Source organism: Vibrio litoralis DSM 17657 (assembly GCF_000426765.1).
Classification (GTDB): domain Bacteria; phylum Pseudomonadota; class Gammaproteobacteria; order Enterobacterales; family Vibrionaceae; genus Vibrio; species Vibrio litoralis.
The window spans coordinates 63967-89736 of record NZ_AUFZ01000005.1 but is presented as its reverse complement, the minus strand read 5'-3'; the positions used below and the strand labels follow the sequence as shown (position 1 = coordinate 89736).

The window sequence follows — 25770 nt, the reverse complement described above, 5'->3', positions numbered from 1 at the left end:
GAAATAGGCGCAGGGTTTATTTGCTGTGTGCTAGCTTCATTTATTTGATTGTTACTTGTGCTAGGGAGTGTTTTTGCAACAGAACTTTTCTCGTCTATTAATTTTTTCTGCGGAGTATCATCACCACCACATGCGCTCAGCATCATGGCCATTATTGTTGATATATACAGTTTCGACATTCTCATCCTTATATATTTCACCATGTAAAATAATTATATAAACTCAGACTACATGTATTCACCTGATGAATATTTGATCTGGATCACGCGAAATCTGGTTTGTTTTTGTACAAATAATTTCTGGTAATAACAAAAACGCCGAGTTCTCAGGTGAGTTCTCGGCGTTTTTCATTGGAGGATGAGCTTGTAGATTAAGAGCGTATAATCATTTGATCACGCTCTGGGCCAACTGAAACCATGCTCACTGGTACGCCCATCAGTTCTTCAATACGAGTCACATAATCTTGAGCGGCTTGTGGTAGGTCAGCAAAGTGACGACAACCTGTGATGTCCTCATTCCAACCTTGCATATTTTCATACACTGGACTTAATGCAGCCGTTTGTGGCCAGATTGGATTTTCAGAGTATTCACCGGCGTAGGCGACACAGATTTTAAGATCCTGCATGCCTGATAGACAATCAATCTTGGTTAGGGCAATTTCAGTCGCCGCTTGCAGTTCAACGCCGTTGCGCGTGGCGACAGCATCAAAGTAACCCATATCACGAGGACGACCAGTGACTGCGCCATACTCATTGGCACTTTCACGGAAATTATCTTGCTCTTCCATTGCTGTAACCAGAGTACCAGTACCAACCGATGAGCTGAATGATTTAGCCACTGCAATAACACGCTCAGGACGCAGCGCAGGTAAACCACTGCCAATGCCAGCATAAGCTGCGGTAACATTTGATGAAGTTGTGTATGGGTATTCGCCATAAACTAAATCACGGCCAGCTCCAAGTTGCGCTTCAAATAACAGATTGGCATCTTTAGCTTGCAGCGCTTTAAGTGGTTCTGTGACGTTGCAAATAAATGGGCGCCACGCCGCGGTAACTTCAAGCAACCATTCGGTCATTTCACTGGCGGTTTGAGAAAAGTCGCAGCTAGGATATAGCGCTTTAAGTTGCGGCATTTTCCAATCCAACATGAATTGAATACGCTCTTGCAAAACTTCTGGTTGGTTTAGCCATCCGACTAGAATACCTTTTTTCATTACGCGGTCGCCATAAGCTGGCGCAATACCTTGGCGAGTAGATCCGTAAGCCGCATCACCTAGACGCTGTTCTTCTAAGGTGTCTTCTAATGCGTGTAAAGGTAAACATAAGGTAGCGCGATCTGAAATACACAGTTTCACTTCTACGCCAGCGGCTTGAACTTCCAAAATTTCTTCGCTTAACGCAGCAGGGCTAATCACCATGCCTGGGCCTAATACGGCAATACAACTAGGATTAAAAATGCCGCTTGGTAGTTGGTGTAACTTAAAGGTGCCATGATCGTTTACCACGGTATGACCTGCATTATTCCCACCTTGAAAACGAATGCTTGCAGCCGCTTCACCTGCTAAAAAATCAACGATGCGGCCTTTACCTTCATCACCCCAGTTCGCACCCACAACAACAATAGACGGCATAATTATGTTCTCCTAATTGGTTAAGGGATCATGCTATGCCTACCTAATGAATATGAGAAATTAATTATAATTATTGTCTTGATAAGGAACTCATATAGTATTAGTTGGAATGAAAAAGATGGGATGAGATTATGTTAGACATTAATTGGTTAAAAACTTTTGTCACTTTGGCGGAATATAAACACTTTGGTAAGGCTGCCACGGCACTGCATATGACTCAACCGAATGTCAGTTTGCACCTAAAGCAGTTAGAGCAAGCCACCAGTGTAAAGTTAATCGACCGCAATCCATTTCATTTGACCCAAGCAGGGCAACGGTTACTCGAAAGCAGCCAACGTACTTTGTTAGAGCTACAAACCTGCCAAGCGGATATGAATGCGATTAATGATTTAAACCGAGGAACATTGACCATTGCCGCTAGTGACATTATCTCGCGATTACTGCTGATTGAGCCGTTTCAATTGTTTAAAGCAGAATTTCCGGGTATCGATTTCACGCTGTTAAATACCACTTCATCGCAAGCTTCGGAACTGGTTAAGAATGCCGAAGCGGATCTAGGTTTTGTGATCGCTCAAAAGCAAAGCCAACCGTTACATTTTACCGAATTGCAGCAGATAAAATGGTGTGCACTAGGGCATAACCTTCAACAATGGCAGCAACAAGCGAAACAATCTGCCGAGTCTTCAAATGTAACCGGTAGTGAACCGACTCTCATTCTTTTAGGCCATGACACCCGAACACGAGATTTGATTGACGAAGCTCTACCTACATTAAAGCTTTCAAATTACCGAATAATGGAAGTAGGGAGTGTTGATGCTCAGATTGATTGGGCAGAAGCCGGTTTTGGCGTGGCGATTGTGCCGGCCTTTTCCGTGTCATCAAAAACAAATCTCAGTTCCATCGTGACACAGCTTCCTGATTTCCCCACCACTAGCTTAGGGTATGTAGTACGTCAGAATCAGGTTTTGTCGAAAGCGATTAAGCAACTATTACAGTGGGTAAGTGATGAAATTATACGAGCCCATAAAGAATCATGAATATGTGATGTTATCAGTATGAATACAGTAGTGGAGTGGTGTGTTTTTCGTCTAATCAACGGTATTTCTTCATTTTATTTTCCCAGCGTTTTTTAGCAAAGTTTCGCATATTAGGAATGCTGTCACTCTCATCCATGATAGTAGTTCCGAGTATCGCCTCAATGACATCTTCCATAGTGACAAAGCCAAGCCAAGAACCATATTCATCATAGACAAGGCTCAAGTGTTGCTGTTCTTGAAGGAACTGAGAAAACAGATGTTCAACACTGACTTTATCTGCAATTACTTTCACCGGACGCATAATATTTTCAGCAGGCTGATTAAGGTCTGTATCTAATAAGTCATATTTAAACACCACACCGAGTGGCGCTTCTTGAGAGTCGAGAACAGGGTAACGTGAAAATGATTCCTGCTTCATTTTAGCGACCAAACTTTCTAGCGATTCATCAGGCTTGATTACCTTACAAACAATCCTTGGAGTCATAATATCTTTCACTTTGATTTCGTGAAGATCCAAAATATTCGAAATAACACGTTGTTCATCAATGTCTAACTTGTTTAATTCGCGGCCTAGTAGCGTTAAGGCTTTAATTTCATTTCGAATGTCGTGATCGTGGCTGTGGTTACCAAACATTTTCATGATCAAATCAGACATCAAAATAAACGGTTTTAACATAAAAATGAGACTATTAAGAATGTATGGTAGGTAAGGTGCCATATACATCCAATATTTGGCTCCGATGGTTTTAGGTAAAATTTCAGACAAAATCAGGATCAGCAGGGTCATGATCCCAGAAGCGACACCTAGATAAGCATCTCCCCACAGCACGGCGACTTGGGCCCCGACACCAGTCGCGCCGACGGTATGAGCAACCGTATTTAATGTGAGTATCGCCGCGAGTGGTTCGTCTATTTTATCTTTTAAGTTTTTAAGCTTTTCATACAGAGCAGCATTGGTTATTTTTTGCTTGGCAATAAAACTAGGCGTAATAGAAAGCAAAGCGGCTTCTAGTATGGAACAAATGAAAGAAACAAAAATAGACAATGAGGCAAACGCGATTAACAACGTCATGTGAACCCTTCATACAAAAATGATTGACGATAGATATACTAACATTGAGAAAGAATACGTATCAATTATAGGGTTTAAGGATTGGCTTTATCTTATTGAATCTTATGTAACTTAATATTTATTTAACTGCAAAGTGTCATAGAGAAAAGCAGGGCGGTTAAAGAGAGGAAAGCCAGAAACAACAAAGCCTGCTCATAATAAGCAGGCTTTGTTTATATTTGGTGGGTCTTGGCAGACTCGAACTGCCGACACCTTGCATGTCATGCAAGTACTCTAACCAACTGAGCTAAAGACCCAAATTAATAACGCTTTAAAAAATGGTGCCCGCTACTGGACTCGAACCAGTGACACCTTGCATGTCATGCAAGTACTCTAACCAACTGAGCTAAGCGGGCATTTTTTAAAGCATTATTATCGAACGAGAAAGATATTAACCACGCTATCATAAGGTTGCAAGCAGAAAGTTAGCGCTTTGCGACTGTTTGTCGACTTTATGGGCTGAGTGACGTTTTTTTAGTCACTTACACCCAAGTGACTTCAAGAGTCAGAGCTTTAACTTTGACTCTTGAGGAATTATGCCTAAATAACGTGGGGTTAGATTGGAGCTATAAACGTCCTTCTAATGGTAAAATAGTCACCATTTCGCCCTCTTTAGCAAACTCCACATGCGGTGGAATTTCAATGATGCAATTGGCTTCACTCATTGAACGTAAAATGCCAGAGCCTTGTCTACCAGTAGTGCGTACTTTTAATTGCCCGAAGTCATCTAGATGATAAATTCCGCGAGTGAATTCGGTTCGACCTAAGCGTGAAAATACTTTGCTTTCGGTTTCCGCTTTTAACTTCATTGGCTGCCAATTTTGTTCACCTTGCATAAAGCGAAGGGCGGGCTCAACAAAGGCTAAAAATGACACCATAACCGCAACCGGATTGCCCGGTAGTCCAAAGAATGGCGTTTGATTAATATGACCAAAGGCTAAAGGGCGGCCCGGGCGCATATTGATTCGCCAGAAATTAATCTGACCGATTTTATCGAGTACGGTTTTGATAAAGTCGGCATCACCAACCGAAACCCCACCGGATGAAATAATTGCATCGGCTTGTGTTGAGGCTTCAAGTAGGGTGGATTCTAGTGCAGCCTCGTTATCTTCAATGATGCCTAAATCAATCACTTCACAACCGAGTCGTTCAAGTTGCGCCATGACGGTAAAGCGGTTTGAATCATAAATGCAGTGATCGTTTAATGCTTCTCCCGGTGCTTGTACTTCATCACCGGTTGAAAATACCGCGACTTTCAGTTGAAGGTAAACAGGAATATAGCTAATTCCTAAAGACGCTAACATGCCGAGTTCTGGCGAAGTAATGCGGGTACCTTGCTTAAAAACAACGCTATTTTGAGCAAGATCTTCACCAGCTTGACGCACATTTTGACCAATTTTAAATTCATTATGATTGACTGAAAATAATACGGATTTGGTTGTACCGTTTTCATCCAGTTGACTCTGTTCACGCATGATCACCGTGTCGGCACCTGGCGGTATTGGTGCACCGGTCATGATCTTGGCCGCTTGGCCAGTTTGAATCTCATCGGCATAACCACTTCCGGCTAAGATCTCAGTGACGACATCAAAAGAAGTGACGCCATCAAGAATATCTTGCCCACGTAGCGCGTAACCATCCATCGCCGAATTGCAATAAGCTGGTACATTAATCGGTGAAATTATATCTTCGCCTATTACGTTTAAACGAGCTTTGAATAGAGATTGCTGTTCAGTGGTTTTAGGCTGCTTTAGTGTACTTAAAATCTTATCTAAACCTTGCTCAACCGATAAAAAAGCAGGGGATAATGTATCGCACGAAGCTGCGGTTGAAGATTTGCTGGTATTGCTACCTAGTACGGTGAGATTGTTACCTAGTACAAGGTTTTCTACCAATTCACAAATCGCATCGAGATCGTTGATATCAACATGTGGCAGGGAGGTTTGAATCTCAACACTATCGGAAGCGATGGCAAAAATATTGTCATCATGAGGATATAGCCAAGGTTTACCGACTACCTCACGGTGCAACTCTATTTTAGGGAAAGATAGGTTTTTACAGCCTTCGACTAGGATAAAGTCGAGGTTAACGAGATCAAAATGTTCAAGTAGTTTGAAAAAATTGGCTTCTTTGTCCGGTGTCTCTGTCATTAAGGCGTGACGGTTACGTGAAGCAATCAACATTTGTGATGCGCCAGCTTTTCTTAATCTATGGCTGTCTTTTCCTGGCTGATCAATATCGAAATCATGGTGAGCGTGTTTGAATACCCCAATTCGTAAACCTTTTGCGGTGAGCTTAGGTAGCAAGGCTTCAAGTAGGGTAGTTTTGCCTGTGCCGCTGTAAGCCGCAAAGCCAAGCACTGGAATAGGAAATGAAGTCATAGAAAAACCTTCTCATTATCGTTGAAGTTACTTGGGTATAGATTAGCGTTGAGAAAACGTCTTGAGCTGTTCTGGGGTATTTAAGTTGATGAATGTGTCTTTTGCATTCGAAAAATCAACCTTGATCGTATTGCACTCATCATAAAATAGAATGATTTTACGTTCGCCACGCGCTAAAAAGGCATGCAGTTTATCAACAACGCGACGATGAAATAGGGTAAATACCGGCTGATAAAACTCGCCATCATGAGCCACTAAAATATCCGCCTCTTCATGCCACGCATCGCAAAATAGTTGTGCGAGATTACTGGGAATATTCGGACTATCACAAGGTACAAAACCGACCCATTGGTTTTCACCTTGTTGGTTTTCACCTAGGTGACTAAGCCCTGCATGAATACCACCTAGTGGGCCGGGGAACTCAGTGAAACTGTCGGCTATTACTGGGGCGTATTGCTGATAAATATCATGACTACGGTTAGCGTTAATTGTGATACTCGACGTTTGAGGTTGTAGTGCTTCAATCACGTATTCAATCAGTGGTTTACCATTGAGCTCAACTAATCCTTTGTCCATGCCTCCCATGCGAGAGCCTTGGCCTCCAGCGAGGATCACCCAATCGATTTGTTGTGGTTTTAGCGTCATGTCTCTATAGCACCCTTTCTTTATAGCACTGTGGTTTGATGTCGTTGTTCAGGTTCGGCTGAATCTTGAATTACTTGTAATAACGGCGATTCAACCAAAGTATGATTTTTTATCCACCATTGCTTTGAACATAGTTGAGTCAGTTCATTTTGTTGATGGCTGGTAATCACTAAGCTTGAACCAATTTCTAATAGCTCTTTGGCTAACAAGGTTAGACGTGAAATAGATTCAAGATCAAGGCTAGAGCTAGGTTCATCCATTAAAAGGATTGCCGGTTTAGTGATCCAAGCTCGCGCCATTGCAATACGCTGTTTTTCTCCGCCAGATAATACCGATACATGCTCATCGGCAAGAGTTTCAAGACCCACTTTACGTAATGCCGTGATCACTTGAGTTCGTTTTTCTTGGCGAGAGAGCTTGGCAAATTTTATGGCATATAACACGTTTTTATACACAGTATCATCAAATAGGTAAGGAGACTGATGTAAATAAACAATGCCGTGTTTATTCGGGTTAAACCAACGTGATAACCAAGACTGGGAATGACTTAAACTGCCGGAGGTAGGTTCAATAAGGCCGGATAAAATTTTTAATAATGTAGTTTTGCCTACGCCATTGTCGCCACGTAAATACACTGCTTCATTGGGAGCAAGTTGCAGCTTAGGGATATGGAATAGAACCTTATCCTTGAATTGCATTGATAAATTAGACACTTGTAATGGCAGCATGGTTTATTCCATTTTTTATAGTGCTTACGAGGGACAGTTTAGATAATTAAACCCGTAAATGTCCCTGCCCCTTGGCAGACGTTAAAATAAAGTTCATCACTAAAGCAAGCAGCAAAAGAACCATGCCTAGTGCGACCCCTTGAGCAAACGCGCCTTTTTGGCTCTCTAGCGCAATGGCTGTCGGAATGTTACGAGTGGAATTGAGAATATTACCACCCACCATCATAGAACAACCGACTTCGGTGATGATCCGAGAAAAACCCGCCACAACCGCTGCAAATAAAGGAAAGCGTGTTTCCCACAGCAAGGTCATTAAAATACGTATACGACTGACCCCTAGTGTATAAGAGGTTTCAATTGAGCGTTTATCACTGTTTTGAAACGCGCCATACATCAGTGAAACGAGGATAGGGAAGCTAATCAACATCTGCCCTAAAATCATCGCCTTTTGGGTAAATAGCATTTGCCAGTCACCCAGCGGACCTGCGCGCGATAACGTCATATACAAAAGTAAGCCGATCACAACAGTTGGAACGGCTTGTAATGTATGAACAAAAGAAAGCAGCATCCAGCGTCCGGGAAACTCACAATAGGCCAAAATAAACGCGCACAGTAACGCTGGAATTAAAACCAATAGGATGGCACTAAATGAAACCGAAAAAGACACCGACACTACTTTCCATAAATCGGCATCAAAGCTGACTAATAACTGAAGTGCATCAAGTGTCGTTTGCCAGATCTGCATTCTTTTCTCTCAATAATTTAACTAGCTTATTTACCGTCGTAACTTGCGGTAAATAATTTCTGACCTTGTAACTGGTAATCATTGATCAGTTGTTGACCGTGTTTAGAGATTAACCAGTGACTGAAATCACGCGCACCTTTAGTGTTCAAGCCGTTATAACGCTCAGGATTCACCAAGATAACTTGATATGGGTTGAATAGCGCTTTATCACCTTCCACCATGATGTCTAGATCCAGTTTACTTTCATAAGCAATCCAAGTACCGCGGTCAGTTAACGTATAACCTTGCAGTTCAGATGCCATATTCAACGTTGGACCCATGCCTTGACCGACTGAACGGTAAGCAGAAAAGCTAGGTTGAATGTTGTCTTGTTTCCAAATCGATTTTTCTTTTTTATCAGTACCAGAATCATCACCACGAGAAACAAAAGTGATGTTTTTATCGGCTAGTGTTTTTAATGCTTTAGCGGCTGACTTTTCACCTTTGATGCTCGCTGGATCATTCTTCGGACCAACAATCACAAAGTCGTTATACATTAAGTGGTGTGGCTCAATACCAAAGCCTTTACTGATGAATTCCGCTTCTGCGCCCGGCGCGTGAGTCATCACTAAATCAACATCACCATTTTCGCCCATTTTCAATGCTTTACCTGTTCCCACTGCAATCACATCAATGGTGTAGCCAGTTTCATTTTTAAATTTAGGCAGTAGGTAGTCTAAAAGACCTGAATGGTAAGTACTGGTCGTCGTCGCAAGGCGAATCGTTTTGGCATCTTGTGCATTAGCGGTTGGAACGAGAGTAGCTAAGCAAAGCAGGGCGGTTGTCCAGAAGCGCATTTTCATAGAAATTCCATCTTATTGTTAATGGTTAAACCAATTTTATCAATGACGGCCTGATAAAAGGCCATTTGTTTGAATCAAAAGAAAGCCAAGCGGTTTAATTACTCCGATTGGTTTCCTTTGACATCAAATTCAATTTTTTCAGCCCCAGAAAAGACTTGGAAGCGTAAACCTTTGGCACGAGCAATCGTCGTAATACCAAATTTTTTAGCAAGGTCGAGCCCCATTTGAGTGACACCAGAACGAGATAACAACGTAGGGATTCCCATTTGCGCGACTTTGATAACCATTTCAGAGGTTAAACGACCAGTAGTGTAAAAAATTTTATCGTCACCCATTTCTTGTTTTAACCACATTTCACCAGCCAAAGTATCCACCGCATTATGGCGACCAACATCTTCCACAAAGGATAATATCTCGCTGCCACGACATACCGCACAACCATGAACCGCACCGGCTTTTTTATAGGTTTCATTAAAATGCGTTAAGGCTTCAAGTGTGGCGTAAATATCCGATTGTTTTAAGAGAACTTGCGGGACTTGATAGTTTTCAAGTTGCGCCATTACGTTGCCATACATGGTGCCTTGACCACAGCCAGACGTAACGGTCTTTTTCTCTAATGCTTTATCTAAATGGTCGGTATTTTCATTGGTGACAATTGCAGCGCTTTGCGTTTGCCAATCAATAATAACGGATTCAATTGCTTTTGGGTCATGAAGAAAGCCTTGGTTTTTTAAATAGCCAAGTACCAAGGATTCAGGGCGAGAACCTAATGTCATCAAGGTGACGATTTCTTTCCAATTTAATAACACGGTAAGAGGGCGCTCACAGGCGATTTCTTTAGTGAGTTTTTCGCCATACTCATCGAATACTTCTACGGTTTCAGTTTGAACAGGGGTAGAACCGCTTTTGATTATGCTTGGGTATTCGGACACATGATCTCCTTGAGAGTTTGAGACTCTCTTACTGGAATGAGGTGATTTTGACAGAAAAAATAAGATTAAAATCAATAATAAACCAATTAATTCGCTTAACGCCTACCCATAAATGGGTGAATTACCCTATTATCAGTAAGTTTAATGATTTATGTCAAACATTGTCACATTATCGTAGAACAAAATCCGTGCACCTAGAAAAAGGATTTCAATTTTGATGAAAAAAACAACTCACAGTTGGCCGATTCTCTGTCTATTAGAAAAGCAGATCAAGCTTATTGGTCGCTGGGAAACGGAATCTTGGCAATGGCAAGGCGTCAACTTAACACCTGATATCAACGAATCTCATCCTTACTTACAATTACTAGAACTGTATAAAGACGAGCGAACCGATTACCGTTTTAATCTTAGTTCAAAGCAACCAAAACTGTTTCTTGCATTAGAGTTTCTAGACACCAATTCTGCGCCTAAAATCTCACACTTAACCGTCTCACAAGCAGCGATAGCCTGCTACATGGATACCGATTACTTGGTGCTATCCATTGATATGCCACTGGCGATTCAAGCCTGGATGGAAGCCTTTATCGGTAGGCACGGTGAGTTATTAGAAGTTCGTAAGAAAAAGCGTCAAGGCGCGGGACGTTCAAATGGCAACTAATCGATTTCAGCGTTGGTTAACCAAAAAGAATGAAAGCTTGGACGAAACTCAGGATCTAGGCGCACCACTCACAGCGCAGTCAGATGATGCTCTAGATTCGACCGATGCTAATTCGAATGTTGAAACCATTTGCGAGCTTGAATCAGATTCGAATTCTACTAATCAGCAGCCGAACGAGCTGGCTTCTCAAAATGCTGAGAGTGAAGAGCAAGCCACTCAAGATTTACCACTGACGACTATCGCCCATGTCTTTGTTGATGGTTTTTCAAAACAGGAAAAACAACAGCAACTTCGTGCGCTATTTCACTCTGATGAGTTTTCCGGCATCGATCCACTTGATAGCTACAACATGGATTACACCAAAGTAAAAAACCTACCTAAAGAGGTCGCAGATACTTTGCGCAGTTGGCACAAGCGTGTCGAGGAAGTGTTCGAAGAGGATGAAGATCTGGAAGTCACTCACGTTGAAAATGAAAATCCAGAGCTGGTACGGGGTGAGCCTGAGTCTTTTGAAACGAAAGAAAAAGAGCTCGCAGTTAAAGCGGCGATGGATGAGAGCAATAAAAAATCAGGATGATACTGACTTGTAATATCCGTATTTAGTCTAAGCTTTTACTAATCACTTACATTAAGTGTGAATAAAAGATAATGATTCTCATCTAACTGATATAAATACGCTTTATTTCAAATAATGAGTCATTTCGCTTATAGCCATACAATTAAAAAGGGTATAATTGTACGTTTGTACCTAAGTTGATCTTAATTAAAATAGAAGAAGAGCAATGTTAACGTCATTTTTACAACAAAGTGCCACAACAAACGGTACAGCTCGCGATTTTGCCTTGGAAAATACAGTCGAGCTAAAAAACTTGATCCCGCCAACCGTGAGCTACGAGTCTCGTGGCAACCTACTTATTGTTGGGGATCTACAAGAAGTGGAAGCCGTATTTAGTCATTTTGATACGATGAATTCTGTGACGGCGTTAATTGTTGGCGCTGAGACTCAAACCTCAACGATCATCCCTTCTACCCAGTGCTTCTTTTCTCAACAAGTGACGATTTCTGGTTTTCTCGGTCATTTTGATGTTGGTATTATTCGCTCTGGTGTTTCACATAATTTAGCACGAGCGGTGACTGGTGAAGACCATTTCGATGTGGTTTTAGACTTAACCTCTGATGGCATCATGCAGGAAGAAGTCCCGGTTCCAGGTTACTACCCAAGTGGCCGTGGTTATCCAACCCTTGATGAATCACTAGAAGCCATTCCAGATCTTATCGGCACCTTTGATAAACCAAAATTTTTCCGCTTGAACACCCAATTATGTGCCCATAGTTCGCGTGGTGTGAAAGGGTGCACTCGTTGCATTGATGCTTGTCCTGCAGGGGCCCTAACCAGTCAAGGTAGCGAGAAAACCGGTCATAAAATCGAAATTAATCCATACCTTTGCCAAGGCGTTGGTACTTGTGCGACATCTTGTCCGACAGAAGCCATCAGTTACGCACTGCCGGAGCCAACAGAAACTCAAACCTTTATTGAACGAGTGTTAGCCAAGTACTTTGCAGAAGGTGGCGAAACGCCAATTGTGATGTTTTGCAGTTCTCGGCATGAAAAATACAACCTAATGATGTTAGGCATGCTACCTGACAATGTTATTCCAATCACTTTAGATGAGTTGCCAAGCGTCGGAATTGATACCTGGTTCAGTGCGCTGATTCACGGTGCCTGTCAGGTGATGTTTGCTGCGAGTAGGCACATGCCCGCGACCATTATTCGTGTATTAGAAAGCGAGGTTGACATTGCACAAACCTTACTGGCTCAACTAGGGCTAGAAAAGCAACGTATCGATATTCTTTACATGGAAGATCTACGTCACAGCACGCCAGCATTAATTCAGCAACCTCTGGCGATCACCACAAGCAATATTCAATCAGGTATGAAGCGTGATCGTTTGTTCAATGCTTTAGATTTACTGGCCGAACACTACACGCCAGATGCCAACCTAGTGACCAATAATATTGCGCCAGTACCGAGTGGTGCGCCTTTTGGTAGCGTGAATTGTTATTCTGATAACTGCACGTTATGTATGAGTTGTGTGTCGGTTTGTCCAACGCGTGCTTTACATGCCAAAGGTGATAGTCCGGCGTTGTTATTTACCGAGCAAGACTGTGTTCAGTGCGGATTATGCGAAAGCGCCTGCCCAGAAAAAGTGATTAGCTTAGAGCCTAGGTTTAACTGGGATAAGCAACAGCGCACACAAGATATTACTCTGCATCAAGAGCCAGCGGCGCATTGTCTAAGTTGTGGTAAGCCATTTGCACCCGCTTCAATGATCGAAATGCTGCAAGATAAGTTACGCGGTCACTCTCATTTTGCCAATGAAGAGAAACTGCGTCGTATTGCGATGTGTGAAGATTGTCGTGTGCGTGATTTGTTCTCAGACCTTACCGCTAACCCTGCAAAACAATTGGATATTTAACTATGTCACAGTCGAATCAAAATATTGCTCAGCAAGACCTTATTGATCAACAAGAAAGTGATGAACAAGAGCAGGTGACAGCGGAGATTTATGGTTTACTGGCATGTTTATTCCGTGAATCGCCATCACCAGAAGTTCTACAGTGGCTAAGAGAATTAGACGTCGAACCTTGTGAACACCATGCCATCTCGAATGCGTGGTTTAAATTAAAAGAAGCCGCATTAGTGACAAACCCAGTACAAGTGACTGATGAATACCAAGATTTATTTATTGGTATTGGCTGCGGTGAAGTAGTGCCATTTAGTTCATGGCACATTGCGGGCACCTTAATGGAAAAACCACTGGTTGCGATTCGCCAAGATCTCAAACGGTTTGGCTTTGAAAGACAAGAAGATATTCGCGAGCCAGAAGACAGTATTTCTGCGCTGTTAGAAGTGATGTCTATGTTGCAATTTGAAGAGTTCGATTCTCAGCAACAGTTCTTTAATGCTCATATTCGCCCGTGGTTTATCTCATTTTGTAATGAAATTGAGAAGGCTGAATCGGCTCAGTTTTATTTACCGGTTTCACGGGTACTGCGCCACTTTGGCTTAATCGAACAAGCACGATATACCGAAAAATTATCGTCAGGCGAAATAGAAATCACTCGTCTGCAATAAGAATGAAGATCCCTCAAGAATAAAGGCTTGGGGGATCTTTCAGGTTCAACCATGGACCTTAATTGCTTTTAAGTGCAATTTAAATCTGCGTCATAAGCGATTCGGTGAATCTATTCATCAAATCGCTTATTTAACAATGGTTTCCGATAACCGGATACACGGTTATACCAATCAAATGAGTTAGATGAGCAGAAATTGCGTAGAAAAAAATCTTGAGAACAAGGCATAAATTTTCGATAAGTAGTTTCCCTACAATCAAAATTTATAACGCAGTTATCGAGAGTTTTAGCAAGCAAGAATGATCAGCTAATTCATGCGGTTGGTATTGTAAGGAGCAATGTATGAAAACGACAACATCTCTAAATAAAGAGAGCGTCAACGAAAGTCGACGAGATTTACTCAAGGGAATCACTACTGCCGCGGTTGTAGGTGGTGTAGTGGCAGCCGGTATTTCAACGCAAGTATCTGCTGCAGAAAAGCCTCAAAATAATGAGCAGCCAAAATTAAAAAAGGGCTATCACGAAACGCAACATATTCGTGATTATTTCGATTCTCTATAGGAGTAGCGATAATGAAACTGACAAAGCGCTCTAATAGCGTCTCGAAAAGCGAGAACCAACTCGGTTTAAGCCGTCGTAATTTCATGAAAAACACCGGTATCGCTGCCGGTGGTGTGGTTGTGGGCGCCTCTATGTTTGCCCCAAGCATTATGAAAAAAGCCGAAGCTCAAGAAGTGGACCGCTCAGCGCCAACCGAAGTGAAAAGAACCATTTGTTCTCACTGTTCGGTAGGTTGTGGCATTTATGCAGAAGTGCAAAATGGCGTATGGACAGGTCAAGAGCCTGCTTTTGATCACCCATTTAATGCCGGTGGTCACTGTGCTAAAGGCGCAGCCTTACGTGAACACGGTCATGGAGAACGCCGCTTAAAATATCCAATGAAGTTGGAAGGCGGCAAGTGGAAACGAATTTCATGGGATACCGCTATTGAAGAAATCGGTAACCAAGCATTAAAAATTCGTCAAGAATCTGGCCCTGATTCAGTGTATTTCTTAGGTTCCGCTAAGCATAATAACGAACAAGCTTATACCTTCCGCAAAATGGCCTCGATGTGGGGCACCAATAACGTTGATCACCAAGCGCGCATTTGTCACTCAACCACAGTAGCCGGTGTTGCTAACACTTGGGGCTACGGCGCAATGACCAACTCATTTAACGACATGCATAACTGTAAGTCGATTCTATTTATTGGTTCAAACCCTGCGGAAGCTCACCCAGTTGCGATGCAGCACATTCTTATTGCCAAAGAACGTGGTTGTAAGATTGTGGTTGCGGATCCTCGTAAAACCCGCACCGTTGCAAAAGCCGATCAACACGTTCCTTTACGTCCAGGTACTGATGTTGCCTTTATTTGGGGCATGTTGTGGCATGTATTTAATAACGGTTGGGAAGACAAAGAGTTTATCCATCAACGCGTATTCGGTATGGATGAGATCCGTGAGGAAGTCGCGCAGTGGAGCCCACCTGAAGTTGAACGTGTAACAGGCATTCCTGAAGCGGAAGTTTACCAAGCGGCGAAAACCTTATCTCATCATAAACCGGGTTGTGTGGTTTGGTGTATGGGCGGTACTCAACATACAACAGGTAATAACAATACTCGTGCTTACTGTGTGTTTGAACTTGCACTTGGCAACATGGGTAAATCTGGCGGCGGGGCGAATATCTTCCGTGGTCACGATAACGTACAAGGCGCAACCGACTTTGGTGTGTTATCTCACGATTTACCGGGCTACTACGGTTTATCTGAAGGCGCATGGCAGCATTGGTCAAAAGTATGGGGCATTGATTATAACTGGCTAAAAGGCCGTTTTGATCAACGCAAATACAACGGCAAGCTACCAATGAATAATATGGGTATTCCTGTTTCTCGTTGGGTAGATGGTGTTCTAGAAGATAAGTCTCGCATTGAGCAAAACGATAATATTCGTGCCATGTTCTACTGGGGCCATGCGGTGAACTCGCAAACCCGTGGACATGAAATGCCAAAAGCGATGCAAAAGCTGGATATGATGGTGATTGTCGATCCGTATCCAACGGTTGCGGCGGTGATTAATGATCGTACTGACGGTGTTTATCTACTACCGGCAACGACTCAGTTCGAAACCCATGGTTCGGTGACCGCTTCAAACCGTTCGATTCAGTGGCGTGATCAAGTGATTGAGCCTCTATTCGAATCCAAGCCTGATCATGAAATCATGTATCTACTCTCTAAAAAGCTCGGCATTGCTGATGAGTTATTTAGAAATGTAGAAATCAAGAATAATCAGCCAGTGATTGAAGATATCACCCGTGAATTCAACCGCGGCATGTGGACAATTGGTTACACAGGCCAAAGCCCTGAGCGTTTGAAGTTCCATCAACAAAACTGGCACTTGTTCAGCCACGAAGATCTTTCTGCCAGCTCTGATGGCATTGAAGGGGAAACGTACGGTTTACCTTGGCCTTGTTGGGGCACGCCAGAGATGAAACACCCAGGCACTCATATTCTTTATGATACCTCTAAACCCGTTGCGCAAGGTGGCGGTAACTTCCGTACTCGCTTTGGTGTCGAGTTTGAAGGTAAGAGCCTGTTGGCCGATGGCAGCTATTCGAAAGGCTGTGAAATCGAAGATGGTTTCCCTGAGTTTACCGATAAGCTATTGAAGCAACTTGGTTGGTGGGATGATTTAACTGCTGAAGAAAAAGCCGCTGCTGAAGGTAAAAACTGGAAGACCGATCTATCGGGTGGTATTCAGCGTGTTGCAATTAAGCATGGTTGTATTCCATTTGGTAACGGTAAAGCACGTACGATTGTATGGCAGTTCCCCGATCGCGTGCCATTGCACCGTGAACCACTGTATACACCACGCCGTGATCTGATTGCCGACTACCCAACGTGGGAAGATAACGATGCAATTTATCGTCTGCCTACTTTGTATAAATCAATACAAGATCAAGACCACTCGAAAGAGTATCCAATTATTCTGACCTCTGGCCGTTTGGTTGAGTATGAAGGTGGTGGTGAAGAATCCCGTTCTAATCCTTGGTTGGCTGAGCTACAGCAAGAAATGTTTGTGGAAATTAACCCACAAGAAGCACAAGCCAATGGTATTACTGATGGCGATGATGTTTGGGTTGAAGGCGCTGAGCAAGGTCGTATCTTAGTTAAAGCCATGGTGACCAACCGGGTTCAACCGGGTTTAGCCTTTATCCCATTCCACTTTGGTGGCAAGTTCCAAGGCAAAGATTTAACCGAGAAGTATCCAGAAGGCACGGATCCTTACATTATTGGCGAGTCGGCAAACACGGCAACCACTTATGGTTATGACCCTGTGACTCAAATGCAAGAAACCAAAGTGACGCTTTGCAAAATAAGCAAAGCCACCAGCACTTCAAACGCGTAAGGGGTAGGTTATGTCTACGACAGATAAAAAATCAAAAATGAAGTTTTTATGTGACTCGGAACGCTGCATTGAATGTAATGGTTGTGTCACTGCCTGTAAAAACGAAAATGATGATGCTCTTGAATGGGGTATTCAACGTCGCCGTGTTGTAACCATTAATGATGGTGAAGTTGGCGAGGCGTCTATCTCGGTTGCTTGTATGCATTGTGACGATGCGCCTTGTATGGCGGTTTGTCCTGCTGACTGCTTCCACCGTACAGAAGACAATATTGTTCTACACAATAAAGACTTATGTATTGGTTGTGGTTACTGCTTGTTTGCCTGTCCATTTGGCGCACCACAATTTATTCAACATGGTGCCTTTGCGGAACGTGGCAAAATGGATAAATGTACCTTCTGTGCCGGTGGTCCTGAAACGGAAGCAGGCTCACAAGAAGAGCGTGAAAAGTATGGTGCTAACCGTATTGCGGAAGGCAAGCTACCAATGTGTGCATCTCTTTGCTCGACCAAAGCATTAATTGCCGGTCCTGCAGATAAGATTGCTCAAGTCATGGCAAAACGTGTGCATGATCGTGGTGGTAAAGACGATCGCAGCAATGTTACTGGGGTTGTTTATGATGACTCTCTTGCTCATGATGCATCACAACCAAGCAGTCACAAATAAGGAGATAGTCATGTTTATGAAATCATTCAAGACGTTTGCTGTCTCTTTGGTGACAGTGATGATGTTGTGCTTGAGTTTTACCACTTTAGCTAACGACAACGATAATAAACAAACCGGAGTTGCGCCTGCTACGACGGCTGAAAAAGAAATGACTCGCCTAGCGGGTGATGAGTTTTTTCAGCAAGTGAAAGATGGTCAGGAAGGCTATACCACTTCTCAATCGATGGAGCATGGCGTTTTAGTCAGCACCGCAAGTGAGACCTGGTATAAATTAAAAGAAAAGTGGATGTCACCATTAGGTGCGATTGCAGTACTAGGCAGTTTAGCTATGGTTACGCTGGCGTACTTTATCGTCGGTCCATTAAAACTGAGTAAACCTAGAACAGGGCGCACTATTAAACGTTGGTCGCGTATTGATCGGACACTGCACTGGTCAATGGCGTTTACTTTCTTAAGCCTAGCGTTTTCAGGAATGACATTGGTATGGGGAAAACACTTCCTCAAGCCTGTTATTTCAACTGCAGCATGGGGAGATATCATCTACTTTGCTAAGCAATACCATAACTACATTGGTCCTATTTTCTTTATTTTACTGATTGTCGTACTGATTAAGTGGTGGCGTAAAAGTACCTTCAAGAAAATTGATCTTGATTGGTGTTTGAAGCTAGGTGGTATGGTAGGTAAGCATAAGGGATCTCACCCATCAGCGGAATTTTCCAATGCCGGTGAAAAACTGATCTTCTGGATGCTTATTTTCATGGGGGTTGTGGCAGCAATCACCGGCTTTATCTTAGATTTCCCGATGTTTGGTCAAGGACGCCGAGATATGGAGCTATCTAACTTAGCGCACATGATCTCAGCCTTGATCCTTATCTGTGGCTTTATCTTCCATATTTATATCGGTTTATTCGGTATGGAAGGTGCTCTAGAGGGCATGGTAAAAGGTGAAGTGGATGAAACTTGGGCTAAAGAACATCATGATTTGTGGTATGAAGAAATGAAAGCTCAAGGCAAAGTGGAAGACCCCAAAGTCTAACCATTTCCAGTCTTAATCATCAAAGCAGCTAGTTTTTAGCTGCTTTTTTATTGCCTAATTTTTAATTAAATTCAGCAAAACCTTGTCTTATATCTACTATTTATACATGGATAGTTAACTCTCTATACGATTACAGTAGGATTAATAAGAGCTATCACCTCAGTTCGAAGGGTATAAAAAATATAAGGAAATATTTATGCAGAAAAAACATTTATTAGGTTTGTCTTCTCTTTTGCTTGCTTCATCTTTCCCATTGTCAGCCGTGGCATCTGAATGCGGTACAATTTCGATTGCCGATATGAATTGGAGCTCCGCCACTTTGATGGCCAACGTCGATAAATTCATATTAGAAAATGCCTACGATTGTGATGTCGAACTGGTACCCGGCGACACCGTTCCGACAACCACTTCTATGGTTGAAAAAGGCGAGCCGGATATTGCCCCCGAGCTGTGGAGTAACTCAGCGAAAGAACTATTAGAAAACGGCGTAAAAGAAAAACGTCTGCGCTTTGCGGTGCAGAGTTTATCGGATGGTGGTGAAGAAGGTTTTTGGGTTCCTCAATATATGGTGGATAAAGACCCAAGCTTAGCCACCATTGAAGGGGTAAAAGCTAATGCAGAATTATTTACCCACCCAGAAGATGACAGCAAATCCGCGTTTTATACTTGCCCGGCAGGCTGGACTTGCCAAATTTCAGCCGGACACATTTTTGATGCACTTCATCTTGATCAATCAGGCTTTGAGAAAGTCGATCCGGGATCTGGCGCGGCTTTAGCGGCCACCATTGCCAAAGCATACGATAGAAAACAACCTTGGTTTGGCTACTACTGGGCACCAACTTCGGTATTAGGTAAGTACCCAATGGTAAAAGTGGACTTTGGCCAAGGCACCGATGCCAAGCATTACCAAGAGTGTATTACTCAAGTTGAATGCGCAACGCCAAAACCAATCATGTGGCCACCCTCTAAAGTAGACACGGTAGTCACGGAAGCTTTTGCTAACCGGGCTCCAGAGGCGATGAAGTATTTAAACCAACGCGCTTATACCAATAAGCAAATGAACCAAATGCTTGCTTGGATGGAAGATAATCAGGCCGATGGTGACATGGCGATGGAAGAGTTCATGCTAAAGCACAAAGACATTTGGTCTCAGTGGCTAGATGAGAAAGCACAAGCGGCCGTTCAAGCTGCGGTAGATGAGCTATAAATGTTGGTCTAGCGGATGCTGAAATATCAATATCCGCTTGTTGTAATACCAATCACACTAATTAAATGGTCAGAAATTGTGTAGGAAAAAGGCTTGAGAACGAGGCTAAAATTTTCGATCAGTAGTTATTCTACAAGCAAAATTTTCAACGAAGTTATCGAGCCTTTTAACAAGCAAGGATGATCAGATAATTAGTACGATTGGTATAAAGATCATAAAAATGGAAATGACATGTCAGTACCTCAATGGATAACCGAATTCCCCGAGCTTGATCGCGATAGCTTATTATGGCTAAGAAGAACCTTAGATGGGGTGTATCGTGATTTTTCCCGTCAATATGGCGAAACAATTGAATCCTTCTTTGATCCACTCTTATCTTTTTTAGTGCATTTTGAAAAACTGCTACTGGCAACACCTTGGTGGCTCGTTATCGCCGTATTAGCCGCTCTTTCCTATGGCGCGAGTCGTTCTTGGAAACTGGCGTTAAGTGTGGTGGCGGCTTTCTTTTTTATCGGCTACCTAGGAATGTGGGAAGATACCATGCGCACTATGAGTATTATTCTCGTCTCTACCTTTGTGGCCATTGTGCTCGGTGTCCCCACAGGCATTGCCATGGCAAGTTCCAATCGCATTCAAAAAGTCGTCACGCCGCTGCTTGATGTGATGCAAACCATGCCGGCTTTCGTTTATTTAATTCCGATTGTAATGTTACTTGGGATAGGTAAGGTTCCGGGGTTAATTGCCGTTGTCGTCTATGCGATTCCTCCCGTGATCAGATTAACCAATTTAGGCATTCGCTTAGTTGATAAAGAAGTACTAGAAGCATCAACCGCTTTTGGTGCCAATAGAATACAGAGACTATTTGGCGTTCAAATCCCACTGGCGATGCCCAATATTATGGCTGGTATTAACCAAACGATAATGATGGCGCTGGCAATGGTGGTGATCGCCTCAATGATTGGTGTTAAAGGGCTAGGGCAACCAGTACTTAAATCGATTACCAATCAATATTTCACTCTAGGTTTATTAAATGGTCTAGCAATCGTAGCGCTAGCGATTATTTTTGACCGTGTAACCCAAAGCTATGCAAAACGTACCCAACAACACTTAGGAGGTAAGTCTTAATGCCAACTTCCTATATTAAAATTTCGAACCTTTATAAAGTATTTGGTGAACAATCAAGTGACGGTGTCACTAAATTAAAGCAAGGGTTGTCAAAAGATGAGTTAATGAATCGCTACCAAGTGAGTGTTGGGCTAAGTGACATTAATTTAGAGATTAAACAAGGGGAAACCTTCGTAGTAATGGGCTTATCCGGCTCTGGTAAATCAACCTTAATACGTCACTTTAATCGTCTGATAGAACCAAGCGAAGGAACAATCGAAATCGATGGCATTGATATTTGCTCGTTAGATAAAAAGCAAATTCAAGACTTACGCCGTCATAAAATGTCGATGGTATTCCAACGCTTCGGATTACTGCCGCACCGTACTGTGATTCAAAATGTGGCTTACGGGTTAAAAATTCAGGGTATTAGCCAATCAGATTGGAAACCAAAAGCGCAGCACTGGATCGATATTGTGGGGCTTAATGGCTATGAGAATCAGTACCCCAATCAATTGTCCGGCGGCCAACAACAAAGGGTAGGACTTGCGCGGGCGCTGTGTACGGATCCTGACATTCTATTAATGGATGAAGCGTTCTCAGCATTAGACCCACTCATTCGTAGTGAAATGCAGCAGCAATTAAAAGATCTTCAACAAAAACTGCATAAAACCATTATTTTCATTACCCATGATCTTGATGAAGCACTTCGCTTAGGCGATAGAATCGCGATTTTAAAAGATGGTGAATTGGTTCAACAAGGTAAGCCTGTCGATATATTATTAAACCCCGCGACAGACTACGTGGCGTCGTTTGTTCAAGATATTAATAGAGGCCGAGCATTAACCGTTAGACACGCCTATTTAGCGCAAGAGGGACTATTAGAAACACTAACGGTCGCTGAGGCTATCAAGCAAATACAACAATTGGCATTGAGTGAAATGGCGGTAGTGACATCAGAACAAACATACATTGCTAATGTTACTCTGCATCAGTTAAAAGAAGCCACCAATTCAAATGCTCATATAGGTGAGTTATTGAATACACAAGCCCATGATCAGGTTTTTGCAAATATCGAACAAAGCATAGAGTCCATTATGCCTAGCGTTCTTGGAAGTAAGAGGCAATTACCCGTGACAGAGCAAGATGGACGCTATGTTGGAGTACTGCAAAAAGAGCAACTGGCTAAACTGCTCGATGGGATGTAACGCCTATATCCAAAAGATGGAAAAATTCCCGTCGCTACGAGAAGAGCGACGGGTGAGTTAACTTATAACGCTTGTAATAATTCAGGTGTGATTTCTTCAAGTGATCTCAGCTTATAATCAGCAATCACAAAGCGCTCTTGGTTTGCTTGACTCGCCTCTGGGATCACGATCGTCTTCATTTGTGCAGCTTTCGCCGCCAGTAAGCCAGTAAAAGAATCTTCAAGTGCGACACATTCTAGCGGTGATACTTCTAATTCATTAGCAGCATTCAAATACACTTCAGGGTGAGGTTTACCATAAGGTAGTCCTTCCGCAGATAATACCGCTTCAAATACACCATCTAACTCTAAAGCATCTAATGTTGCTTGGATGAGTACCATAGGGGAAGATGAGGCAAGGGCGACTTTTAAACCTGATTGTTGGCAAGTTTCCAGCGCTTGGAATAATCCAGGCATCATAGGTTTATATTCTTTCACTAGCTCAATCACACGATTTAAAATCATCGTGCAGACATCATCACAGCTGTGAGTTTCCCATGGTTGCTCACGAAAATACTGTTCAACAATTTGGTCAATTCGAATGCCTGTTGTATCAATAGTGTCTTGTAGACTAATCTTAACCCCAAGGGTTGGAAACACTTCTAATTGAGCTTGTTGCCAAAATGGTTCCGAGTCGATCATTAGACCATCCATATCAAACACAGCAGCTTTAATCATTGCAAATTCTCTTATTTATTAGGGTTTATTTTCGAGTCTAACACGCTGCTATGGCCGTGCAAACGATGATAGCTTCTATACCTTTATGTAACTGACCTGTTTATCAAAAAAATTAAACCTCAGTCAAATCGCATTTTAACTTTTGGAAACCACGGATAGTGGCTGAATGTATTAGGTTATAACTTTAATCACTTAATTTGAGTGCCTATTATGTTAAGACAATCCTCATATTACTTTATTGCTTACTCCTTGGTTGCCGGAGTTTCTTTAACGCCAACCGATGCCAATGCGGAAGCTCAGGAATTAGAAAATCATTCACAAAAAGTGATGCTCGCCAATGAATACCATGATGAAATAAATTTAGATGATTATTGGTATAGCGAAAAATACGATGGTATTCGAGCTTTGTGGAATGGCGAATTTTTCCAAACAAGGCAAGGAAACCGTATTTATGCTCCTGAGTGGTTTGTCGCTCGATTCCCAAAACAACCGTTAGACGGAGAACTGTGGGCTGGAAGGGGGCAGTTTAATCATGTTCAAAAAACTGTCCTAGATGTCGCCCCTAATGATCAAGATTGGGAAAATGTACTGTTCATGGCCTTTGATATGCCAAATGAAGAGGGTGAGTATCTTCAAAGATACGCCGCACTGAAAAAATGCCTCAATGAAACTTATGCTATTCATCTGCGGTTAGCGGAACATTTACCACTGCCAACAGAAGTCGAGCTTGACCGATTACTTGATAATATTGAAAAACTCAATGGCGAGGGAATCATGCTACGTAATAAGCACAGTGCTTATAATACAGGCCGTAGTGATGATTTGTTGAAAGTGAAAAATTACCAAGACGACGAGGCCGTGGTTATTGGTTATAAGCCAGGAAAAGGGAAATATGAAGGTTTAACAGGGTCTTTGTTAGTGCAATGGAAAAACGGAAAGACTTTTTATGTTGGCTCGGGATTAACCAATAAAGAGAGGAAAATCCCGCCACCAATAGGTTCGGTTATTACGTTTCGATACAATGGGCTAACCCATAATGGCTTGCCAAGGTTTGTTCGCTTTAGTCACCTACGTGAAGAAATAAAGCGTCCATCACTTTAAGGCTAAAGCATTTTCAGCAATGAACTAACGGGTCGAAAAGTCTAGCTGTACCGTATCGTCTTGTTTATGTAGCCATAATAAGCGAATAGAGAGCAATATTGCTGCCATGGTTAGCCCTACAATGATACCAATCCAGAAACCAGTTACTCCCATAGGCTTCGATGTTAGCCAATCGGTCATTCCTAAAATATAACCAACCGGCATGCCGATTCCCCAATAAGAAATTAGGGTGCGACTAAATATCGAGCTAGTATCTTTATAGCCACGCAATGCGCCTGCTGCTACAACTTGAACTGCATCACTGCATTGATAGATAGCCGCCATGATTAAAAGGTGAAGGGCGATAACTGTTACTTCTGGATTATCGGTATAAAGGTCAATAATTTGATGGCGAAATATCACTGTTAATAAAGCAGTGATGAGGGCTGTTGCAAACCCAAATAATATCCCTACATGCGTTGAAATCTTAGCGCCTTCAACACTTTTTTCACCGAGTTGGTGACCTACACGAATACTGACGGCAGCCCCGATACTCATCGGTAGCATAAAGATCAATGTTGAAAAGTTTATCGCAACTTGGTGGGCAGCAACCACAATTGGGCCGAGCGGAGCGATAAGCAAAGCAATCACTGCAAATAAGGTGACTTCAAAAAACAGTGAAGCGGCGATAGGGAACCCCAAACGAAACAAGCGTTTTAATGAGTGCAAGTTCGGTTTATGGAATTCACTGAAAATATGAATATTCTTAAAACGCTGCGCAACTAATACATAAGCAAGCATCAGTAAAAACATCACCCAGTAAACAATAGCCGTTGCCACGCCACAGCCCACCGCGCCAAGCGCTGGCATACCAAACTTGCCATAAACAAAAATCCAGTTTAATGGAATATTAATCGCCAAGCCTAGAAAGCCGAGAATCATTGCCGGTTTGGTTAGCGATAAACCATCGGACAGACTACGCAACGTTTGGAAGAGTAGAAACGCGGGAACGGCAAAAATCATGGCAAACATATAGCCATTGGTTTTTTGTGCCATCACGGGCTCAATATGCATGATGTCGAGAATATGCTTGGTCTGTGATAAAACCAAAACAATAGGAATCGCTACCAGGAACGACAAGTAGAAGCCTTGCTGAATTTCATGGGCAATTCTTATTTGTCGGCCAGAGCCATTAAGTTGAGCGACCACAGGAACCAAGGCCAACAACAGGCCAATGCCGAACAGAATAGAAGGGAGCCAGATACTAGACGCAACCGCGACTGCAGCCATATCAGTAGCGCTCACGCCACCGGCCATTACGGTATCAATGAATCCCATGCCCGTTTGAGCAACAGAAGCCAATAGCACGGGGGTTGCTAACTTAACAAGGATTGAACCTTCTTTACGATAACGGTGCATATCAAGTCCTAACTGCGTGAAAAGGCGGAAAAGAATTATATCTAGTTGT

The 25770-nt window shown here is 42.7% G+C and carries 23 protein-coding genes and 2 tRNA genes; 13 read left to right on the top strand and 12 right to left on the bottom strand.

Annotation, left to right across the window (positions count from 1 at the left end):
* Positions 1 to 370: 370 nt before the first annotated feature.
* Positions 371 to 1630 carry an adenylosuccinate synthase gene (locus tag K358_RS0102455; RefSeq protein WP_027695335.1) on the bottom strand — a complete coding sequence of 420 codons (1260 nt, stop codon included), beginning with the start codon at positions 1628 to 1630 and terminating at the stop codon, positions 371 to 373.
* A 131-nt stretch (positions 1631 to 1761) separates the two neighbouring features.
* Between K358_RS0102455 and K358_RS0102450 the strand changes: the two genes are divergently transcribed.
* On the top strand, positions 1762 to 2667 hold the full coding sequence (locus tag K358_RS0102450; RefSeq protein WP_027695334.1) for a LysR family transcriptional regulator: 906 nt from the start codon (positions 1762 to 1764) through the stop codon (positions 2665 to 2667).
* A 55-nt stretch (positions 2668 to 2722) separates the two neighbouring features.
* Here the strand turns inward: K358_RS0102450 and K358_RS0102445 are convergent, their stop codons facing one another.
* The 9 genes from K358_RS0102445 to K358_RS0102405 form a co-directional block, all read right to left on the bottom strand.
* Positions 2723 to 3739: a CNNM domain-containing protein gene (locus tag K358_RS0102445; protein WP_027695333.1), complete on the bottom strand. Its 1017-nt coding sequence runs from the start codon at positions 3737 to 3739 to the stop codon at positions 2723 to 2725.
* A gap of 219 nt (positions 3740 to 3958) precedes the next feature.
* A tRNA-Val gene (locus K358_RS0102440) sits at positions 3959 to 4035 on the bottom strand.
* A gap of 22 nt (positions 4036 to 4057) precedes the next feature.
* Positions 4058 to 4134, bottom strand: a tRNA-Val gene (locus tag K358_RS0102435).
* 210 nt (positions 4135 to 4344) lie between these two features.
* Entirely contained in the window at positions 4345 to 6159 is a 1815-nt protein-coding gene (locus tag K358_RS0102430) for a bifunctional molybdopterin-guanine dinucleotide biosynthesis adaptor protein MobB/molybdopterin molybdotransferase MoeA (protein WP_027695332.1), read from the bottom strand.
* A gap of 42 nt (positions 6160 to 6201) precedes the next feature.
* Entirely contained in the window at positions 6202 to 6804 is a 603-nt protein-coding gene (mobA, locus tag K358_RS0102425) for a molybdenum cofactor guanylyltransferase MobA (protein ID WP_038149527.1), read from the bottom strand.
* 20 nt (positions 6805 to 6824) lie between these two features.
* A complete protein-coding gene (locus K358_RS0102420; protein ID WP_038149525.1) occupies positions 6825 to 7532 on the bottom strand; it encodes an energy-coupling factor ABC transporter ATP-binding protein in 708 nt (235 codons plus the stop codon).
* A gap of 46 nt (positions 7533 to 7578) precedes the next feature.
* Complete coding sequence (locus K358_RS0102415) at positions 7579 to 8277, bottom strand: ABC transporter permease (protein ID WP_027695329.1); 699 nt, start codon at positions 8275 to 8277, stop codon at positions 7579 to 7581.
* Positions 8278 to 8303: 26 nt separating this feature from the next.
* Positions 8304 to 9119, bottom strand: coding sequence for an ABC transporter substrate-binding protein (locus K358_RS0102410; protein WP_027695328.1), 816 nt, complete (start codon positions 9117 to 9119; stop codon positions 8304 to 8306).
* 98 nt (positions 9120 to 9217) lie between these two features.
* Positions 9218 to 10051: a formate dehydrogenase accessory sulfurtransferase FdhD gene (locus tag K358_RS0102405; protein ID WP_027695327.1), complete on the bottom strand. Its 834-nt coding sequence runs from the start codon at positions 10049 to 10051 to the stop codon at positions 9218 to 9220.
* Positions 10052 to 10268: 217 nt separating this feature from the next.
* Here K358_RS0102405 and K358_RS0102400 point away from each other — a divergent pair, with 217 nt between their 5' ends.
* The 11 genes from K358_RS0102400 to K358_RS0102350 all read left to right on the top strand — a co-directional run bounded on the left by K358_RS0102400 (position 10269) and on the right by K358_RS0102350 (position 22506).
* Positions 10269 to 10709: a DUF3305 domain-containing protein gene (locus tag K358_RS0102400; protein ID WP_038149521.1), complete on the top strand. Its 441-nt coding sequence runs from the start codon at positions 10269 to 10271 to the stop codon at positions 10707 to 10709.
* Positions 10699 to 11286, top strand: coding sequence for a DUF3306 domain-containing protein (locus K358_RS18760; protein WP_051241145.1), 588 nt, complete (start codon positions 10699 to 10701; stop codon positions 11284 to 11286). Before K358_RS0102400 ends, K358_RS18760 begins: the two co-directional genes overlap by 11 nt.
* Positions 11287 to 11491: 205 nt before the next feature.
* Positions 11492 to 13186, top strand: a complete 1695-nt coding sequence (locus K358_RS0102390) for a 4Fe-4S dicluster domain-containing protein (protein ID WP_027695325.1) — start codon at positions 11492 to 11494, stop codon at positions 13184 to 13186.
* 2 nt (positions 13187 to 13188) lie between these two features.
* Positions 13189 to 13845 carry a TorD/DmsD family molecular chaperone gene (locus tag K358_RS0102385; RefSeq protein ID WP_051241144.1) on the top strand — a complete coding sequence of 219 codons (657 nt, stop codon included), beginning with the start codon at positions 13189 to 13191 and terminating at the stop codon, positions 13843 to 13845.
* A 341-nt stretch (positions 13846 to 14186) separates the two neighbouring features.
* Entirely contained in the window at positions 14187 to 14405 is a 219-nt protein-coding gene (locus K358_RS0102380; RefSeq protein ID WP_027695323.1) for a twin-arginine translocation signal domain-containing protein, read from the top strand.
* Positions 14406 to 14416: 11 nt separating this feature from the next.
* Complete coding sequence (locus K358_RS0102375) at positions 14417 to 17287, top strand: formate dehydrogenase subunit alpha (RefSeq protein WP_027695322.1); 2871 nt, start codon at positions 14417 to 14419, stop codon at positions 17285 to 17287.
* Between the two features lie 10 nt (positions 17288 to 17297).
* Positions 17298 to 17951 carry a formate dehydrogenase FDH3 subunit beta gene (fdh3B, locus tag K358_RS0102370; RefSeq protein ID WP_038149519.1) on the top strand — a complete coding sequence of 218 codons (654 nt, stop codon included), beginning with the start codon at positions 17298 to 17300 and terminating at the stop codon, positions 17949 to 17951.
* A gap of 10 nt (positions 17952 to 17961) precedes the next feature.
* Positions 17962 to 18987 carry a formate dehydrogenase subunit gamma gene (locus tag K358_RS0102365; protein ID WP_083962731.1) on the top strand — a complete coding sequence of 342 codons (1026 nt, stop codon included), beginning with the start codon at positions 17962 to 17964 and terminating at the stop codon, positions 18985 to 18987.
* Between the two features lie 196 nt (positions 18988 to 19183).
* Entirely contained in the window at positions 19184 to 20194 is a 1011-nt protein-coding gene (locus K358_RS0102360) for a glycine betaine ABC transporter substrate-binding protein (protein WP_038149518.1), read from the top strand.
* 231 nt (positions 20195 to 20425) lie between these two features.
* On the top strand, positions 20426 to 21319 hold the full coding sequence (locus K358_RS0102355; RefSeq protein ID WP_027695318.1) for an ABC transporter permease: 894 nt from the start codon (positions 20426 to 20428) through the stop codon (positions 21317 to 21319).
* Positions 21319 to 22506, top strand: coding sequence for a quaternary amine ABC transporter ATP-binding protein (locus tag K358_RS0102350; protein WP_027695317.1), 1188 nt, complete (start codon positions 21319 to 21321; stop codon positions 22504 to 22506). The genes K358_RS0102355 and K358_RS0102350 overlap by 1 nt, the downstream gene beginning before the upstream one ends.
* Before the next feature lie 62 nt (positions 22507 to 22568).
* On the opposite strand, the gene hxpB is transcribed toward K358_RS0102350, so the two are convergent.
* On the bottom strand, positions 22569 to 23222 hold the full coding sequence (gene hxpB / locus K358_RS0102345; RefSeq protein ID WP_027695316.1) for a hexitol phosphatase HxpB: 654 nt from the start codon (positions 23220 to 23222) through the stop codon (positions 22569 to 22571).
* A gap of 210 nt (positions 23223 to 23432) precedes the next feature.
* Between hxpB and K358_RS0102340 the strand changes: the two genes are divergently transcribed.
* The gene (locus K358_RS0102340) at positions 23433 to 24323 is read left to right on the top strand and encodes a DNA ligase (protein WP_051241143.1); all 891 of its coding nucleotides are present in this window, start codon (positions 23433 to 23435) and stop codon (positions 24321 to 24323) included.
* 24 nt (positions 24324 to 24347) lie between these two features.
* On the opposite strand, the gene K358_RS0102335 is transcribed toward K358_RS0102340, so the two are convergent.
* A complete protein-coding gene (locus K358_RS0102335) occupies positions 24348 to 25721 on the bottom strand; it encodes an MATE family efflux transporter (RefSeq protein WP_027695314.1) in 1374 nt (457 codons plus the stop codon).
* Positions 25722 to 25770 lie beyond the last annotated feature (49 nt).

What these genes read in the sequence shown, in the direction of transcription:
- K358_RS0102365 (WP_083962731.1), top strand. Translation starts at nt 17,962, where the DNA reads ATGTTTATGAAATCATTCAAGACGTTTGCTGTCTCTTTGGTGACAGTG.
- K358_RS0102335 (WP_027695314.1), bottom strand. Translation starts at nt 25,721, where the DNA reads ATGCACCGTTATCGTAAAGAAGGTTCAATCCTTGTTAAGTTAGCAACC.
- K358_RS0102385 (WP_051241144.1), top strand. Translation starts at nt 13,189, where the DNA reads ATGTCACAGTCGAATCAAAATATTGCTCAGCAAGACCTTATTGATCAA.
- K358_RS0102390 (WP_027695325.1), top strand. Translation starts at nt 11,492, where the DNA reads ATGTTAACGTCATTTTTACAACAAAGTGCCACAACAAACGGTACAGCT.
- fdh3B (WP_038149519.1), top strand. Translation starts at nt 17,298, where the DNA reads ATGTCTACGACAGATAAAAAATCAAAAATGAAGTTTTTATGTGACTCG.
- K358_RS0102430 (WP_027695332.1), bottom strand. Translation starts at nt 6,159, where the DNA reads ATGACTTCATTTCCTATTCCAGTGCTTGGCTTTGCGGCTTACAGCGGC.
- K358_RS0102340 (WP_051241143.1), top strand. Translation starts at nt 23,433, where the DNA reads ATGTTAAGACAATCCTCATATTACTTTATTGCTTACTCCTTGGTTGCC.
- K358_RS0102420 (WP_038149525.1), bottom strand. Translation starts at nt 7,532, where the DNA reads ATGCTGCCATTACAAGTGTCTAATTTATCAATGCAATTCAAGGATAAG.
- K358_RS18760 (WP_051241145.1), top strand. Translation starts at nt 10,699, where the DNA reads ATGGCAACTAATCGATTTCAGCGTTGGTTAACCAAAAAGAATGAAAGC.
- K358_RS0102415 (WP_027695329.1), bottom strand. Translation starts at nt 8,277, where the DNA reads ATGCAGATCTGGCAAACGACACTTGATGCACTTCAGTTATTAGTCAGC.
- K358_RS0102350 (WP_027695317.1), top strand. Translation starts at nt 21,319, where the DNA reads ATGCCAACTTCCTATATTAAAATTTCGAACCTTTATAAAGTATTTGGT.
- hxpB (WP_027695316.1), bottom strand. Translation starts at nt 23,222, where the DNA reads ATGATTAAAGCTGCTGTGTTTGATATGGATGGTCTAATGATCGACTCG.
- K358_RS0102450 (WP_027695334.1), top strand. Translation starts at nt 1,762, where the DNA reads ATGTTAGACATTAATTGGTTAAAAACTTTTGTCACTTTGGCGGAATAT.
- K358_RS0102375 (WP_027695322.1), top strand. Translation starts at nt 14,417, where the DNA reads ATGAAACTGACAAAGCGCTCTAATAGCGTCTCGAAAAGCGAGAACCAA.
- K358_RS0102360 (WP_038149518.1), top strand. Translation starts at nt 19,184, where the DNA reads ATGCAGAAAAAACATTTATTAGGTTTGTCTTCTCTTTTGCTTGCTTCA.
- K358_RS0102380 (WP_027695323.1), top strand. Translation starts at nt 14,187, where the DNA reads ATGAAAACGACAACATCTCTAAATAAAGAGAGCGTCAACGAAAGTCGA.
- mobA (WP_038149527.1), bottom strand. Translation starts at nt 6,804, where the DNA reads ATGACGCTAAAACCACAACAAATCGATTGGGTGATCCTCGCTGGAGGC.
- K358_RS0102445 (WP_027695333.1), bottom strand. Translation starts at nt 3,739, where the DNA reads ATGACGTTGTTAATCGCGTTTGCCTCATTGTCTATTTTTGTTTCTTTC.
- K358_RS0102410 (WP_027695328.1), bottom strand. Translation starts at nt 9,119, where the DNA reads ATGAAAATGCGCTTCTGGACAACCGCCCTGCTTTGCTTAGCTACTCTC.
- K358_RS0102400 (WP_038149521.1), top strand. Translation starts at nt 10,269, where the DNA reads ATGAAAAAAACAACTCACAGTTGGCCGATTCTCTGTCTATTAGAAAAG.
- K358_RS0102455 (WP_027695335.1), bottom strand. Translation starts at nt 1,630, where the DNA reads ATGCCGTCTATTGTTGTTGTGGGTGCGAACTGGGGTGATGAAGGTAAA.
- K358_RS0102355 (WP_027695318.1), top strand. Translation starts at nt 20,426, where the DNA reads ATGTCAGTACCTCAATGGATAACCGAATTCCCCGAGCTTGATCGCGAT.